The sequence below is a fragment of the Clostridia bacterium genome (assembly GCA_035628995.1).
Taxonomy (GTDB): domain Bacteria; phylum Bacillota; class Clostridia; order Lutisporales; family Lutisporaceae; genus BRH-c25.
The window spans coordinates 48,801-64,455 of the sequence record DASPIR010000030.1 but is presented as its reverse complement, the minus strand read 5'-3'; the positions used below and the strand labels follow the sequence as shown (position 1 = coordinate 64,455).

At 41.9% G+C, this 15,655-nt stretch carries 13 protein-coding genes; 2 read left to right on the top strand and 11 right to left on the bottom strand.

Features of this window, described 5'->3' with window-relative positions:
* Nucleotides 1-181 precede the first annotated feature (181 nt).
* From arcA to VEB00_13745, 9 genes are all read right to left on the bottom strand, one after another.
* The gene (gene arcA / locus VEB00_13785) at nt 182-1,420 is read right to left on the bottom strand and encodes an arginine deiminase (GenBank protein HYF84087.1); all 1,239 of its coding nucleotides are present in this window, start codon (nt 1,418-1,420) and stop codon (nt 182-184) included.
* A gap of 521 nt (nt 1,421-1,941) precedes the next feature.
* Nucleotides 1,942-2,214 (bottom strand): Veg family protein, encoded by a 273-nt coding sequence (locus VEB00_13780; GenBank protein ID HYF84086.1) that lies wholly within the window; start codon nt 2,212-2,214, stop codon nt 1,942-1,944.
* Nucleotides 2,215-2,684: 470 nt separating this feature from the next.
* Nucleotides 2,685-4,085, bottom strand: a complete 1,401-nt coding sequence (locus VEB00_13775) for an N-acetylmuramoyl-L-alanine amidase (protein HYF84085.1) — start codon at nt 4,083-4,085, stop codon at nt 2,685-2,687.
* Nucleotides 4,086-4,101: 16 nt separating this feature from the next.
* The gene (gene yabG, locus VEB00_13770; GenBank protein HYF84084.1) at nt 4,102-4,974 is read right to left on the bottom strand and encodes a sporulation peptidase YabG; all 873 of its coding nucleotides are present in this window, start codon (nt 4,972-4,974) and stop codon (nt 4,102-4,104) included.
* A 254-nt stretch (nt 4,975-5,228) separates the two neighbouring features.
* A complete protein-coding gene (locus tag VEB00_13765) occupies nt 5,229-6,218 on the bottom strand; it encodes a CotS family spore coat protein (GenBank protein ID HYF84083.1) in 990 nt (329 codons plus the stop codon).
* Nucleotides 6,219-6,491: 273 nt separating this feature from the next.
* Nucleotides 6,492-7,526 carry a CotS family spore coat protein gene (locus VEB00_13760; protein HYF84082.1) on the bottom strand — a complete coding sequence of 345 codons (1,035 nt, stop codon included), beginning with the start codon at nt 7,524-7,526 and terminating at the stop codon, nt 6,492-6,494.
* Between the two features lie 55 nt (nt 7,527-7,581).
* On the bottom strand, nt 7,582-8,595 hold the full coding sequence (locus VEB00_13755; protein HYF84081.1) for a CotS family spore coat protein: 1,014 nt from the start codon (nt 8,593-8,595) through the stop codon (nt 7,582-7,584).
* A 33-nt stretch (nt 8,596-8,628) separates the two neighbouring features.
* Nucleotides 8,629-8,850, bottom strand: coding sequence for a hypothetical protein (locus tag VEB00_13750; GenBank protein ID HYF84080.1), 222 nt, complete (start codon nt 8,848-8,850; stop codon nt 8,629-8,631).
* A 140-nt stretch (nt 8,851-8,990) separates the two neighbouring features.
* Nucleotides 8,991-9,977 carry a CotS family spore coat protein gene (locus VEB00_13745; GenBank protein ID HYF84079.1) on the bottom strand — a complete coding sequence of 329 codons (987 nt, stop codon included), beginning with the start codon at nt 9,975-9,977 and terminating at the stop codon, nt 8,991-8,993.
* Between the two features lie 242 nt (nt 9,978-10,219).
* On the opposite strand from VEB00_13745, the gene VEB00_13740 reads away from it, so the two are divergent.
* A complete protein-coding gene (locus VEB00_13740; GenBank protein ID HYF84078.1) occupies nt 10,220-11,344 on the top strand; it encodes a glycosyltransferase family 1 protein in 1,125 nt (374 codons plus the stop codon).
* A gap of 105 nt (nt 11,345-11,449) precedes the next feature.
* A complete protein-coding gene (locus tag VEB00_13735; protein HYF84077.1) occupies nt 11,450-13,789 on the top strand; it encodes a hypothetical protein in 2,340 nt (779 codons plus the stop codon).
* A gap of 26 nt (nt 13,790-13,815) precedes the next feature.
* Here the strand turns inward: VEB00_13735 and VEB00_13730 are convergent, their stop codons facing one another.
* Entirely contained in the window at nt 13,816-14,802 is a 987-nt protein-coding gene (locus VEB00_13730) for an electron transfer flavoprotein subunit alpha/FixB family protein (protein ID HYF84076.1), read from the bottom strand.
* Complete coding sequence (locus VEB00_13725) at nt 14,799-15,650, bottom strand: electron transfer flavoprotein subunit beta/FixA family protein (protein HYF84075.1); 852 nt, start codon at nt 15,648-15,650, stop codon at nt 14,799-14,801. Before VEB00_13725 ends, VEB00_13730 begins: the two co-directional genes overlap by 4 nt.
* Nucleotides 15,651-15,655 lie beyond the last annotated feature (5 nt).

The window sequence follows — 15,655 nt, the reverse complement described above, 5'->3', positions numbered from 1 at the left end:
TTTAATTAATTATTTCTTTATATAAGTTTTGAGTTTTATCTTATTATACGATACTTGGTACTTTTTCGGCAATGGGCGATGGGCACTTGGCAATGGGCAATGGGCAATGGGTTGAGTAAATACTTCGAAGCCTAACTGAATCCTATTGCCTATTGCCTATAGCCTGTCATCCATAGGATGACTATATGTCTTCCCTTACAAGAGGCATGCTCATACATCTTGGACCGCCTCTGCCTCTTACCAGTTCAGACCCATCTATTTCAAGAACCTCGATGCCATTCTTCCTGAGTACCTCGTTGGAAGCTTCATTTCTTGCATAAGTCACTACCACCCCAGGAGCAATAGCTAATGTATTCGTGCTGTCATTCCACTGTTCTCTTGCAGCTGTGATTATATCTCCACCGCCACTTTGTATAAGGCTGACTGCAGGAAGTCTGAGACTCTTCTTAAGAGCTTCAACAAGGTCATTTTCTACAGTAACCTTTATTCCATTCCTGCTTCCGCGGGTGAGCTTATAAACTGAAACCCTGTCCAATATTCCAGGATAAACTGTGAACTTATCCCTATCAACCATTGTAAATACCGTATCAAGATGCATAAATGCCCTGAGTGGTGGTATCTGTACTGCCAGAACCTCTTTCAGGTTCTCATTTCCTGCGAAAAGATTTCTTGCAAGTATTTCAATCCCATTAGCAGAAGTTCTTTCACTGCAGCCAACAGCCACTGCTTCTTTGCTAAGCACAAGTATGTCTCCGCCCTCTATGCTGTGGGGTATTGTATAGTTATACCATATTTGAGAATAATCCTTCTTGAATAGAGGATTAAAGTCATATATGTATTTGATTATCATTGGCTCTCTTCTTCTTGCATCTGTATGCATTGAGTTGATGGATATTCCGCTTCCGATTATAGCCAGCGGGTCTCTCATGAAATATAAATTAGGTATTGGATTTATGTATAAAGGATAATCCTTCCTTACATAATCTGAGAGACTATACTCCCTCTCCATATCAGGTATATCACTCTTATTCAAACCTGCTATGGCAATTTCCGCTACTTCTGCAGGGCTTTTTTCAAATAAGTAGGAAAATATCATTTCATGGAGTTCAAGGTTTTCTATTTGACAGTGAAGCAGTATATCATTTATAAGGTTTCTTTTTACGTCTACGTTCTCTAAAACCTCAGCCAGCAAATCCTCAACATAATAAACCTTGGTTCCCCTCTGCCTAAGAACTTCTGCGAATTCATCATGCTCATCCCTCATTTTCCTGAGCCATGGGATGTCATCGAACAAAAGCTCTTTAAGATAATCGGGTGTAAGCCTTTCCAGCTCCTTACCCGGTTTATGCAGCAGGACAGCTTTCAATTTGCCTATTTCAGATGTAACATTCAGAAAAGGCTTTCTGTCTGCATCAAACATTTGTTATCCTCCCTTATAAAATGTAGTCTTGCCCTCTTAATATCGTGGCAACTCCCTAAACATATTCTATTATACCTTATAGTTCTTCTATTGATGTTTCCTATACATTTTTAACTACTTTAGTATATACAACTAATAATTATTACACAAGTAGCTGGGATGTAGCGTTCAAGGAGCTGTTTACATTTTATACCATATGCTTGCATATTAATTCACCTATAAAGTGAATAAATATAAATCAGCGGAATAAAGCCGGCATTTTTTCATTCCAACCGCTTTACACTTAATAAATAGGCTTTGCTGTATTTATGCATTGTATGCATAATAATTTAGCAGCAGGAATAAAAAATTATTATGCAAAAAAGAGCAAAAAAAATTAAGAACCCTATACGGGTCTCAATTTTTTGCCTCACAAGGTTGTATCCATAGTATATAACTTCGCCCCACAGACGATAACTGCTGCTTACACTTCAACATATAATACTGCGAAAAGGCTTTGATGTTTAGATGATATGAAACTATTACATGCAGCCTATCTTTACATTATCTTTACATGCGAATAATTCGATAGACTTTGTCAGTATATCTGAATAGCTGAATGAAACGGTTCGCCCGAAATCTTCAGGCACTTCGCCTTCAATCCGTACTAAAAATATACTGGGGTACGTCTTCTCAATTACACCTTGCTTTATGCTTATCTTTTTTCTGCCTTTATTGGCTCTGAGCACGACTCTTTCCCCAACATAGTTGTCTATATTACTTTTGATGAGGGTTAGGGTATTTTTTGAAGCCATAAAAAATCACCTTCCTTCCCAACATCTTAAATTTTATCATAACCTATATTATATGTCAATTAAAACAAAATATTATATCAACTAATACTTTATTAGTCAAATTTTTTTTTAGTAATTTACAGCTATTATATATGAAATTTGAGCTTTTATTCAACTTCACCTTGCTTTCTTCGAATAACACGAGAAAAAACAAACTGCACCCTATTATATGTAAGGCAATTAGTTCTTTAGCATTAATAAACGCATACTAGATTGGCGTATGCGTTTTCATCAAAAAGACACTAATACGTTTTGCGAGATATCTTTTGTATTGTTCAATCAGATCTCGCAAAAAGTTTCCTTATTTGGCATTGAATTCGCACTCTACCCAATGTTAATGCTCTCGTGCGTTCAATATAGTGCCTTACGGTTTTTAATTGTAACATTTCGCACTTATATGATTTTATTTCAAAGGATTAAGTGCGAAATATTTAGGTGCAGCTATTTTCCAGCATATTGTAATATGCCTTGATCGCTCTGAATATTGCTGTTGATGCAGCCTCCCTGAAGCTTTTATCGCATAAAAGCTTTTCGTCCTGAGGATTGCTTATATAAAGCATCTGGATAATCACAGCAGATGCTTTGACCTCTCGGAGCAAGTAGTATTCAGCGGTTTTCACCCCTCTGTTCTTAAGTCCAAGAGATCCGCTCAGCTCTTCAATTATTAGTCTTGCTAACTTTTCTCCATGACTGTCGCCCCTGTAGTAATATATCTCCGTACCAGAAGCAGTGCAATTGGGAAAACTGTTTTGTCCAACCGATAAAAAAAAATCCGGCCTTTTCCCATTAGACAGTGCGGCTCTGTCAGAAAGTGCCATGCCGACATCACGGTCTCTTGTCAGGTATAATTCAGCTCCTTGGTCTTCAAGTAAATCTTTTAGCTTCAGCACAATTTCAAGATTGACATCCTTTTCCCTGATACCAGTAGAGCCCTTATTGTCATCACAGTCATTTCCGCCGTGAGCTGCATCCAACACAACTCTGACACCCTTTAAAGGTTTGCTAATGTCCGGAATCTCCATTTGTACAAAGTTTACACCTGTATAATAATATTTCAGTATCTCCTGATAGCTTCTCCCTGACCTTGCCATTTCATTTGCCCCGCACTGGCACAAGCCAAGTCCATGCCCTGTTCCGATGCACTTAACCAGGAATTTCACTGGTATATAGTCAAATCTGGTTGAATTGAGTTTTAGCAGCTCTCTCACTTCGGTTCCTTTGAAAGTCTTGCTGCCAATCTTTATTCTGTTGATTTTTCCTTGATCATCTACCTCAATATCCTCAAACATCCCCTGAATATTATAGTAAATTCCCTCAGGCTTATTGACTCTTGTTTTTAGCAATTCCTCCAGCTCGAGCAATGTAAAATACATGTCGCTTCTGCTGTCGCTGCTATCCTTGCAAAAGGAACAGAGCACCCTCCTAAGATAGGTTATTCTGTTTCCCAGAACATTTTCAGAGTTTTCCGTTGCTCCCCCGCACCTGTAATGAAAATACGGTTTTATCGGACGCCCTTCAAAAAGCATTATTTCCCTGTCTGTTTCAGCAACAGCTTCATAGACAGCCTGTGGCACCTCTACATCAGCAAGGCCGTATTCCAAGCAGTGCCCGGGCTCGGTGCATATATCACAGCCCTTATGGTTCTCACAGCCCTTTCCGCTGTATATAAAGGTTCTTCTAGCCAGCTCCGTCCTTGCCATAACAGCGAAAGCCTTTAGAAGCTCCGGTTCATGCTCTCCGACAGTATTGTATCCAGTAATTCTGGCTATCAACTCGTTTAATTCCATACTCAGACCAACATTTTTTTCACAATCATATACCATAGACAACATTTTATTTCCTCCCTTGTTATGGAGTATAGGGAGATTTAGGCATCCCCGCCCTTAACTTTCCTCTTGTCTGTACTCCGCCAATCCCTTTAACCCCGGTCATAGTTCCCCTCAGCACTTCCTCTATAGGTGCTATTCTGTCAATAGAGGTGAATGCAATCTGTTTGCTCAGCATGCCCGGATCCAGGGCATGTATCAGTATTCTGGCAGGTGAACTTGCAAAATTTGCACCTGCGGCTAATATGCCTTCATAATATGACTGGCACGCTCCCGCTATAATCACAAGTTCATCCAGTGACTGCTGATATTTTCTCGCTTCCTTGACTGCCTCGATGAAATACTTTGAATTCCTGTATTTATCTATCGAATCTGTACCTGTACCTTTACCTTCCTGCTTTAGCATACTGTCATGCCCTGTGATGATAACTATATCCGGGTTATTTGCCTGCAGCAGTGATTTTATGAGCCCGGGCTGGTCTGCTTCAGGCACAAGCTTTCCTATAGCATTGATACCCTGTTCTTTATAGTACTTCATACACATGCTCAAATAATCGTTGTCGCCATCAATATGAAGAACTCTCCCAGGCAGCTCATATCTGCTGTATTCCTCTCTGGAAGGGATTAGCTTTCCCGCCATAGCTGCAGATCTGAATATGCCGGGTTTTGCTAACTTGCTCAGCCTTTTCTCGAACTTATGCATTTCCTCGTTGATTTTATTCATAGGCATTTTTATAATGTCAGACTCAGGTGCGTCAGCAAAAAGTCTATAATTCAACCCTTTAAGGCATATGATCCTGCTGCCGTCATTTCTGACAACTATATCATGAACTTTGAAGAGTATGTCATAGTCATAGGACTTTCTGGCGACAATATCTCCCACCTTTATATCCATATATTGCGACCCCCTAATGTGTAAGACTTACAGACCCTATAATGACAGCCCGTATAATACATAGTATGTTGTTCATGCTGACAAGGTGAGTACTTGTAAAACAAAAAAACAGCATTAACCTTAGTTAATGCTACTCTGGGTATTCCTATTGGGTATAGTTTCGCGTTTCGCGTTACGCGTTTCGCGGTTCAGCTAGTTCTTCGAAGTCTTTCCCAGATACACGCAACTCGCAACTCGTAACCCGTGACCGTCCATTATATGTATCGCCTGAAGCCCTCTATAAAGTCCAGGACGAATTCCTTCATTATGACTATATCGTTGTATTTACTTAAGAAAGTCTTTTCATCCCAGGCAGTTTTTTCTTTATAATATCTCTCTGCTATTCTCCAGAACTTCTGTGGGAATTCGAAAAGCGAAAGCATCAGCTCAAAGTCATCCCTGCCGAGATCAGTTATGCTGCAGTAATCCTCTATCACCTTCAATGCCATATCAACATCATAACTATAGCGCCTCAATATTTTTTGTATGAGCGAGGCAAGATCATATACCGGAAGCTCATGGCAGCTGTAGTCGAAATCTATTACATTGACTTCTCCCACCGGTCCGATAATCAGATTGTGATATGTATAATCATGATGGCATATAACCTTGTCGTTCTTTGCTTTTTTGCATATCTCATCATAGTTGGAGTCCTTCAAGGTGTCAAAGCCTCTCCAGCACATCTCTATGTAAAAGTCCACATCCTCAAGGAACATATTGTCAAGCTTGCTTTTCTTCCTTTTTCCCCTGGCAAGCTCTTTGAATTCTAATAAATCCCCGATTTTATTCCTGTAAGACTTTTCCCACTTGCCAATGCTGTTTCTGCTGGCGGCTCCGGTAGGAGGCGTATAGCCCCTGCCCGCATTGTGCAGCTGTGCAAGTGCCTTTACTATTGCTTCCCTGTCATAGGGGTTGGTGAAGCTGGATTCTCTTCCTCCAATATATTCTTCCATAACGAAAACCCTGTTATCATATATTGCAAAGGGCAGCTGGTATTTTGAGAGCATATATCTGTCAAGCCCTGTAAAGCCATTTTCATAGAGATACTCCTTTAAGCCGTGTATGTAAAGTATCTTATCCGGGTCCCTATAGGTCTCCTTTATTATCACCATTCCTTTGTCTGTCTGAGCAAGACTCACAGCCCTCAAGGGCTTGCTGTATATTATTCTGCACCCGAACTCCTTAGCAATAACATCTATATTCATCGGCAACACCTCAAAGCATACATAATATTTCCCCCGGCGGGGTTCTAATAGAATATATGAGAGCATTAACTTATATAGACCGATGATAATAGGAATTGCGATATCATCTAGCATCTCCTCACAGAATAGTTACGCGTTACGCGTTTCGAGTTGCGCGCTATTTAGTCAAGCCTCTGGAGTCTCATTCTAAAACTTCAAAGACAAGCCCTACTGCGCGAATCTCGTAACGCGTAACGCGCAACCAGACCCATTAGGAATACCCTACATTCTTTATTACACTCTATCCCCATATTCCTCTATAAATTTCCTACGCATCAGTGTGTACTCGGATTTTGTGTTCATCTTATCCACATAATCCTCCTCATCCCAATCCTTTCTTTCAATATAGTACTGTCTGGATATCATCCAGAAGTCCTGAGGAAAAAGAAAGAAGGGGGCGAGCACTTTTAGCTCCTTGCTGCTCACCGGGCTTCTGCGGTCGTAGCTTTCCAATATATTCATGGCTTTATCCACATCCCAGTTTGACTTTTTCATATTCCTTAATATCAAACTTCCTATGTCATGTATCCTGATGTCCATTATGCAATAGTCAAAATCAACTACATACGTTCTCCCATCAAAGGTATGCAATATGTTGTGATGGGCAAAGTCATGGTGTATAAAGCTTCCTTTCTGTGCTGCATCTAAAGAAAGCTCCCTATAATCACTTTTATCTAAAAGCCGAAGAGCTGCCTCTCCATCATTTATACACATATCCACATAATCAAGATATATTTTGTCAATATCGCTTTTATCCGGTTTTTCCAATACCCGCTCCTTCATTAGCTTCATCTCATCAATTCTTCTGCTAAAGTTTTCAGGCCATTTTCCATAGTAACACCTGTCTAGGGGACATGCAGCAGGTGCATAGCCCATAGACGCATCATGCAGGCTTGCAAGCGCCTCTATTGCAGCATCCAGATCTATTGGGTTCAGGAAGTCACATTCTCTGCCGTCTATCCATTCAGTAAGGAAGTACTTTTCGCCTTTAAACTCGATAAAGCTGCCTCCATTCTTCTGCTTAATTACATTGAAGATATTGACAAAGCCCTTTTCCTTAAGATGATCCACCGCTTCAAATATAAAATCCATATCCTCCATGGGAAATCTCAGCTTCTTAAGACAGAAGAACCCTTTGTCAGTAACTATCCTGTACACGCTTCTTACCGGGATAATTTGCTTAACCTTAAACCCCATTGCCTCAAAAATATTGGCATCCAGATTATACTCACTGAGAAACTCTCTTTCCAACTGTCTGTTTTCAACCATAAAAAGCTCCATCCTCACTGATTAATCACATCCTTCATGCTTCTCTCCCGATGTATCAAAAGGAATCCAGAAGCTTGACCAGCACTTCTTTTTTTCTCTCCCGCCTTATGCTTCTCCCAAGCTTTAGCTCCAGTTCAGCCTCATTGTAGTTCTTTCTTTTTCCGTAAGCGCTTTCAACTACCTTGTAAAACCTTTTTGGGCATAAGAGGAATGCTGTTATTATTTTTATTGAACACCTATCCAAGGGCTTTATGCTGGAATATGCCTCCGCCGCTGCATTTATAAGCTCAATCTTGTTCCTCCCCGAGAAGCTCTCAAAAAGTGTCGCTACATCAAATTCGCATATGTCATAACTGCATTCTTCAAGGTTGGTTATGAACACTTCCCCTGCCTCTTCCTCCAGTATTGCATGCTTTTTGAATTCGTTGTGGGTAATCTGGTTGCAAGCCATTGCCTGCCTGACCTTGTCAAGATATCCATTCTCCTTCAGCAGTGTATATGAGCAGTACATATTGTCAAGAAATCCGTCAACATTCTCAATAAAGAGCTTGTCAAACCCGTTGCTCTTTTCCTTCAGACATACAATTTCCTTAAATTTCTTCAAGCTGATGGAATTCGCCTTGAACTTCTCCATCCATTTTCCCCAATCCACTCGAGCGCGGCTTCCCGGAGCCGGGATAAAATGTTCTCCTGCTTTATGGAGCTCCGCCAGCGCTTTTCCCACCGTTGCTGCAGCTGCTTTGCCCCCTATCTCATATACCTTGCCCTTGTTAAAGTCCTGGAGTATATAGTTGTCCTTGTCATACCTCATTTGATAGCTGCCGCTTAAGTTTCTGTTTATGCAGCTTATTTGCCTGAAGCCGTTATTGTAGATATGCTCATAAGCGGATGCCGCAAAAAGTATCTTTGCTTCATCACTCTTGGTTTCCTTCAGCCTCTTTATCCCTCTGTCCGTATATACAAGTATGCCCCTGTCACCCTCCTGCATGTTCTTTACTTCCAAGCCATACAGACTTTCAATCAGAAGCTTCAAGTCATGCCTTTTCAACTTTCCATATCCGCCGGACATAAATAACATCACCCCTTCTTGTGGCAGGATAGTTTAATGGTGTCTATGATGTTTCGTAAGCTTTTTGCTTATTATCTTCTTCTTTTCTCTCTCGAGCTTTTCTATCTTCTCCTTGCGCTTGCCTATCTTCTTCAGCTGCTTTATTTCATCCTTCATGTCCTTAATAAAGCTTTCCAGCTTTACTACCTGTTCTTCAGGGCATAAAGCCTTTTCTACCTTGAATATTTCATTTTCTTCATGCTTCCTATCACTCATAAACACATCTCCTCACATAAATTGCCTCGTGCTTCGTGCCTCATGGCTCGTGGTTTATGCTTATTCTTAGAAGTCTGTACGGGCGATTCATGAATCGCCCCTACCCCTCGTAACCTCGAAACCCCGAAACCTCGTGACCTTTATAACTTTAAGAATTCCTTTAAAAAGCTATCTCTGATTTCCCTGTCATCTACGATTCTGTTCAGTCTCATAAGGAAGTATTCCATGGTCCAGGGCTGCTTCTCCACATAGTACTGCAAACCTACCTGCCAGAAATCCTGCGGGAAGGTCATAAATGCTTTTATTACTTCCAGCTCCTTTTGTTCAATGGAATATACCTTGTCATATTCATTTAGCACAAAATATGCTTTGTCAATATCCCATACCCCATATCTCATATTCCGTATTATAAGGCTGCAAAGATCGTGAAGTCTTGTGTCCATAATGCAGTAATCGAAATCAATCAGATACACCATTCCATCATCCGATATCAGGAAGTTATGGTTTGCCATATCGTGATGACAGAACTCCCCCCTTTTCTCACTGGCCTCAGATATTTCCCAGTAAGGACTCTCATTTATCATGCCTGTGCTTTGCTTGGCTTGCTGCCAGTAATACAGGAGGTTCTTGGAAAAAATCTCATCAAAATCATCTATATATTCCTTATCTTCTATGGCCTTACTGAATTCCAGCAATTCCGCACTTTTCTTATCACACTTCTCCACCCATTTGCTGTAGAATATCCTGGGCTTTGCACCTTTTGGGGGTACATAGCCAATAGATGCCTTGTGAAGCTCTGCCGCTGCTCTTATGGCCTTCCTCAGCTCTTCCTCCCTCTTAAACTTGCATTCCCTGGCTTCAATCCAATCCACCACATAGTAGACGTGATCTTCATCAGGAATGCATATGCTTCCATCAATAGTGGTGCTGTATGGGATTACCCCTTCATACCCCTTTTCCTTCAGGTAATTTACAGCTGTGTATATAAAGAGGAAAAAAGACGGACTCATGTGTGCCCTTTTGAAACACTTCACGCCACAATCTGTTTCTATTCTGCAAATATTCTTTATGCTTTTGACATCTTTGATTTTAAAACCGTAAGACTCTTCTATCAGCTTAATATCCATAAAAATTTCCCTCATTTTTACAGCATTTATATCATTATATGATGCCAAGGAAATTGTGTTACAGGTCTATTCAGTCACAGGTACAAGTACTGTTAAATATAATGGTATCTATAGGGGATTCCTATGGGAGAATTGGTTACGAGTTGCGAGTTGCGAGTGTTTGGGAAAAGCTTCGACGAACTAGCTGAACCGCGTAACCCGAAACGCGAAACGCGAAACAGATATAAACAGGAGTGAATTATATGCATATATGCATAGATACAAGGGGAGCCAAACTTTATGCCGGAACCGGAATTGGTACTTATACTGCAAGATTAATGGAAAACATCATGGATATTGACGTTAAAAACAACTATAGCTTTTTCTGGCCAAATGACGGCTATGACCTTTTATTGGGCAAGAGCAACATCAATCTCACCTTGTTTGGGGAAAAGAACAAACGTTTCTGGGATGAGATATTTCTCCCTGCTCAGTTAAAAAAGAACAGTTGTGACATCTTCCACCTGCCGCAGAACGGACTGGGGCTTCCAAAATCAAAATACTGCTCCTATGTTGCTACTGTGCATGATTTAATACCCTATGTAATGCCGGAAACTTGCGGTAAAAGTTATGTGGATAAATTTCTTGAAGAGATGCCCTATATACTCGAAGAGTGTGATAAGGTAATCACCGTCTCCAACTATTCCAAGCAGGATATCATCAAGTACTTCAACCTGCCTGAGGATAAGATCAGAGTGGCATACCTGGCAGCAGACAGCAGGTTCAGGCTTATTGATAAAGAAAAGGCCTGGGACTTCCTTAGGATGGAATACAACTATTCAAACGATTTCATACTATACCTGGGTGGTTTTAGCCCTCGAAAGAATGTGGACGGTTTGCTTGAGTCATATAGGAGGCTGTACAAGGAGCTGCCGGGGTATTATGATCTGGTGCTGCTGGGAGCCTCAAAAGATAACCACTATGAGCTTAAAAAGAAGGTCGCTGCTATGGGTCTGCAAGATAGAGTGGTATTCGTCGGTTATGTCCCATACGAGCATCTGCCCTATTTTTATAATTGTGCTTCCTTATTCGTATATCCCTCACTTTACGAGGGCTTTGGCCTTCCTCCACTCGAAGCAATGACCTGTGGAACTCCCACTATTACCACAAATGTGACCTCAATCCCGGAAGTGGTGGGGGACGGGGCTTTATTGGCAGACCCCTACGATACGGATGAGCTTTCAGATAAGATTTACAAAACCATATCAGACGCTGAGTTCAGGGAGGCTCTATCTGTCAAAGCTCTAAGAAGGGCTTACAGCTTCTCCTGGAAGAAAACAGTAATTGAGACTATAAAGGTTTACGAAGAAGTGTATAATAATAGATAGGTACGGGGTTTCGGGGTTTCGGGGTTTCGGGGAAGGTAGGGGCGAACACCGTTCGCCCGCAGTTTGTGCTATAATATAGATGCAATTTTCTTTGGAGGAATACTTATGAGAAGGAATTATTTGCTTTTAATTATATTGGTTTTTGCTTTTTCAGTGCTGCTTACTGGCTGTTCTAAAGACCAGGGGGCTAAGAAGAGCTTTGATATTCCTGAGGTGGAAAAAATGCAAAAGGTGCTGAATGACATATCCGCTGCGGTAATGGAAAACAATGCGGACAGAATTGCCAGCAGCTTTTCGGAAGGCTGTCCCCGACGTCAGCTGGAGCTGGACAACCTAAGAAAGCTTATGGACACTACAAAGCTAAAGAGTTATTCGCAAACTGTCCTTAATGCAAAAAGACTCAAGGATGGAGTTGTATGCACAGTCAAAATAAGCTATGAGGGTACTGTTGACAACAAAAACATAAGTATTCAGTCCATTAGGGACATCTATTTTATATTTGAAAAGACCTCTTGGAGTATTGGTGATTACAATTACTATCCCTACATGAATCCTACAGTAATTGTGGGGAGCGAAAGCGTATTATATGATACTGCCTATACGATGAGTGACATGCTGGCTTCACAGCTGCGCACCGATACAGAACACCTGCAGTCCTATGGAGATATCATATTGGTCGGTACCCCCTATGATAATGCATCGATACTTGACCTTGAAGAAAAGGGGCTTACCTCAGTAAAGGTAACCGATGATTATCCAGGCAATAACGTAGGGATTGTCCAGGTATTGTCCAACGTAGAAAGCTATCGGCATGTGGTAATAATCCAGGGCAGCAGTTTAAAGACGGCAGAAAGCTCCATACGCTTTATGACAGAGTACATGAAGGATAACCCATATCTTAACCCCGGAGTATATTTCATCGACGAGGATAGGTTGAGAAATGCCGCACCGCTGGAGCTGACCACCTTGGTTACTCTTGATATTGATAAGACTTCCCAGCGTTTGAGAGAGGTTCAGAAGCATATGGAGGCGAACCTGGAAGTTATGGAGGAAGAGCTTCAGTCCGAGAAGGAACAGCTTCTAAGAGAGCAGAGATATATCGATAACAGGTATAGCGAGGATTATTCCAAAGCCTTTTCGAGATATGAGTTCTACCCTGAGCAATCTTTATATGACAGCATGGTGCTTATAAATGCCAATTATACTGACAGCCGCCTTTGCACATCAGTGTTTAAGCTCCCATACGGAAACAGCAGCGGTACAGCATATGCTTATGCTGACTATGCCAGTCGCAATATAAGTGTTTTCTCAGATAATACGCATGATGACAATGGGTTTTTGCTGGGAGACAATGTGGTTCATACTCGCACAGCTCATGAAATAGAAGATTCCGGAAACGAGCTTGAAGTTTCTGTTTTAGGCACCGCGGTCATGAGACTTGCAGGCTTTTCTGCAGCAGAAGTATACAATATAACTGCAGCTAAAGGCAATGCCATATTCTTCAATATCGATGCCGGCTATGCTGCAAGTCCGGGAAGTTCGGTAATATATACTCCCGAGCTGCAGCTTAACTTGGGTGAGCTTCAATCTTTTTATAATGAAGCCGGATTCCTAAGCTATGAAAACAATGATTCAAATCTTGATGCGGAGGAGACGACAACGATAAGTGATAAAGCAAGTACTGTATTTTATCTTCCCGGCCGCCCTCCCAGGAAAGCTCCGGCAAAGGTACCCTTCAGAAAGTCAGAGCTTACGGAAAAGCTTGATATGCCTGATGATTCAGAGGATATATACAGCCTGCTGAGAAATACCTTTATAATAGATGATACCCCCTGCCGTTTCTCTACACTTGATGAAGCCCGGGATAAGCTCAGGTCCGCAATGGGCAGCCTGCTTGCTGTAAAATGCACAAGATATATCGTCAATACAGCCTTAAGGTATCCAGTAAGCCAATTTGACTATGCACGCTATGCTGCCGGCCTGATAAATGTGGAGCATCCGAATGCTTATGCAGAGGCTTCTGAAAATTCCAGACAGTTGAAAGCCTTAAGCGGTGGAATTTCCAACCTGCTGTCCGATACAGCGGCAAAGACTCAGAAAATTGTAGATATCCTAGGAGATATCGCCGACGAGGAGAGAAGTCCAGATATGTTCTTCTTCCCGGATTATTGCATTGTAAATAAGACAGGAAGCCATTGGGATAAAGCCTTGCTTGCCTTCGGACTATATAGTCAGCTCACTGGCAGCACCGAAAATACCTACATAGCCTTGGGTGAGAACAGCTCCTATCTGGTTTTCAAAGAGGAAGACCAATGGAAATACCTTGACTGCAGATATAATACCATTAAGAACTTCATAGATGATGATATTTATGCTGCATTCAACAAGGATTTTGTATATAATAAAAAGCTTGATATAGTAGATGCACCGGACTTCATAAAATAAGCCACTGCTCTTAGCAGTGGCTTATTTTATGAAAGCTTAGTTAATAATTGATCCAGAATTTCGTTTAAATCTGCTGCGATTCCTATATCCGAGACCTCAAACATTGCTGTTTTTTCATCCCGATTCACGTTGATTACCAATCCAGAATCCTTCATACCACAAACGTGGTGAGTTGCCCCGGAAATTCCGAAACCGATATAAGCCTTGGGACGGATTGATTTGCCGCTTGTGCCTACCATGACGTGTTCACCCGGAGCCCAGCCCTCATCAACTACAGGACGGGTACAAGCTGCGGCACCGCTTAATAAGGCTGCTAACTTTTCTAACTTGTCCCAATTTGCTTTATTACCCAGGCCATAGCCTCCGCATAATACTACTTCCGCGCTATCCAGAGGTACACCCTCAATTTCTTTTTTATCCAGCTTAACCGCCTTTAAAGGAATATTATCAGCTTTAATTTTACTAACATCAATCATTATTATATTGGGCTCTCGCTGCTCTGCTTCACCCTGTACAAAAATACCGGGCTTAACACTGGCCATCTGAGGTCTTGTATCAGGGCAGAGGATTTCACCGAGAATCTTGCCGCCAAAGGAAGGTACCGCAGCTACTAAATGTTCATTTTCATCAATGCGCATATCTACACAGTGGGCGGCAACGCCAGTTTTTAACTGGGCGGCAACTGTAGGCCCTAATTCAGAACCAATTGCTGTTGCGCCAAAGAGTACAATCTCCGGGTCTTCCTGCTTTATCAGCTCTGAAATAAGCGGAGCATAGAGCATATGATTATAAAGCCCCAATTCCTCTGACTCTGCAAGGTAAATCGTTTCTGCTCCATAATTGGCCAGAATCCCGCATAGGTTTTTTACATTCCGCCCCAATAGTACAGCACCGATTTCTGTTTCCCCTGATATCGCAGCAGCCAGCTCTTTTGCCTTGGTCAGCAGTTCTAAAGTTACTCGGTCTAAGGTGCAATTTACCTGCTCAGCAAACACCCATATCTTCTTCTTCATTTTCGGCCTCCTCCTTCACAACTACAACTGTAGCTGTCAGCAGGGACATTAACTCCGCCGGCTCTCAGTCTTTCAATAACTGTGTCCACTATTTCTTCAACAGAGCCGGTAAGCATTTCGCTCTTCCTCTTCATATCCGGAGTAAATATGGCTCCGGCTTTCGTAGGAGAACCAGCGAGTCCTAGCCTTTCATCCTCCACGACCAAATCGGATTTGCCCCATACAAGGACTGGTTTATTTTTAGACTTGATGATTCCCATTGCTGAAATGAAGCGGGGCTTATTCAACTCCCTCGCTACGCCTAAAAGGCAAGGCAGCTTAACCTCCCATTCCATGGAGCCGTTCTCTACTTTTGTTTTCACTCTGAGGGATCTCTCATCCTGCGTTTCCAAACTGAAAACATTCCATAAATGGGGTACTTTCAGCCATTCCCCCAACTGGGAGGAAACCTGAGCTGTTGCTCCGTCAGCGCTTTCTGCACCGCAGAAAACAATATCAAATCCATCCAACTTTTCAATCCCTTTAGCCAGAGTATAGGAGGTTGCCAGAGTATCGGCACCTCCAAAAGCTCTGTCGGACAGCAATACCGCTTCATCAGCACCCATGGCAAGGGCCTCCCGCAAATTCTCTACCGCATTAGGCGGGGCCATAGTAATTACCGTTACCTTGCCCCCATAAATCTTCTTGAGCTGCAGAGCTGCTTCAATCCCATTTTTATCTACTGGGTTTATGATAGTTGGAATTCCTTCACGAGTGATACGCTTGGTTTTAGGATCAATACTGACCTTATCATAGTATTGAGGATCGGGAACCGGCTTGATACAAACAACTATTCTTAAAGCCATCATTGTTC

What these genes read in the sequence shown, in the direction of transcription:
- arcA (HYF84087.1), bottom strand. Translation starts at nt 1,420, where the DNA reads ATGTTTGATGCAGACAGAAAGCCTTTTCTGAATGTTACATCTGAAATA.
- VEB00_13780 (HYF84086.1), bottom strand. Translation starts at nt 2,214, where the DNA reads ATGGCTTCAAAAAATACCCTAACCCTCATCAAAAGTAATATAGACAAC.
- VEB00_13775 (HYF84085.1), bottom strand. Translation starts at nt 4,085, where the DNA reads ATGTTGTCTATGGTATATGATTGTGAAAAAAATGTTGGTCTGAGTATG.
- yabG (HYF84084.1), bottom strand. Translation starts at nt 4,974, where the DNA reads ATGGATATAAAGGTGGGAGATATTGTCGCCAGAAAGTCCTATGACTAT.
- VEB00_13765 (HYF84083.1), bottom strand. Translation starts at nt 6,218, where the DNA reads ATGAATATAGATGTTATTGCTAAGGAGTTCGGGTGCAGAATAATATAC.
- VEB00_13760 (HYF84082.1), bottom strand. Translation starts at nt 7,526, where the DNA reads ATGGTTGAAAACAGACAGTTGGAAAGAGAGTTTCTCAGTGAGTATAAT.
- VEB00_13755 (HYF84081.1), bottom strand. Translation starts at nt 8,595, where the DNA reads ATGTCCGGCGGATATGGAAAGTTGAAAAGGCATGACTTGAAGCTTCTG.
- VEB00_13750 (HYF84080.1), bottom strand. Translation starts at nt 8,850, where the DNA reads ATGAGTGATAGGAAGCATGAAGAAAATGAAATATTCAAGGTAGAAAAG.
- VEB00_13745 (HYF84079.1), bottom strand. Translation starts at nt 9,977, where the DNA reads ATGGATATTAAGCTGATAGAAGAGTCTTACGGTTTTAAAATCAAAGAT.
- VEB00_13740 (HYF84078.1), top strand. Translation starts at nt 10,220, where the DNA reads ATGCATATATGCATAGATACAAGGGGAGCCAAACTTTATGCCGGAACC.
- VEB00_13735 (HYF84077.1), top strand. Translation starts at nt 11,450, where the DNA reads ATGAGAAGGAATTATTTGCTTTTAATTATATTGGTTTTTGCTTTTTCA.
- VEB00_13730 (HYF84076.1), bottom strand. Translation starts at nt 14,802, where the DNA reads ATGAAGAAGAAGATATGGGTGTTTGCTGAGCAGGTAAATTGCACCTTA.
- VEB00_13725 (HYF84075.1), bottom strand. Translation starts at nt 15,650, where the DNA reads ATGATGGCTTTAAGAATAGTTGTTTGTATCAAGCCGGTTCCCGATCCT.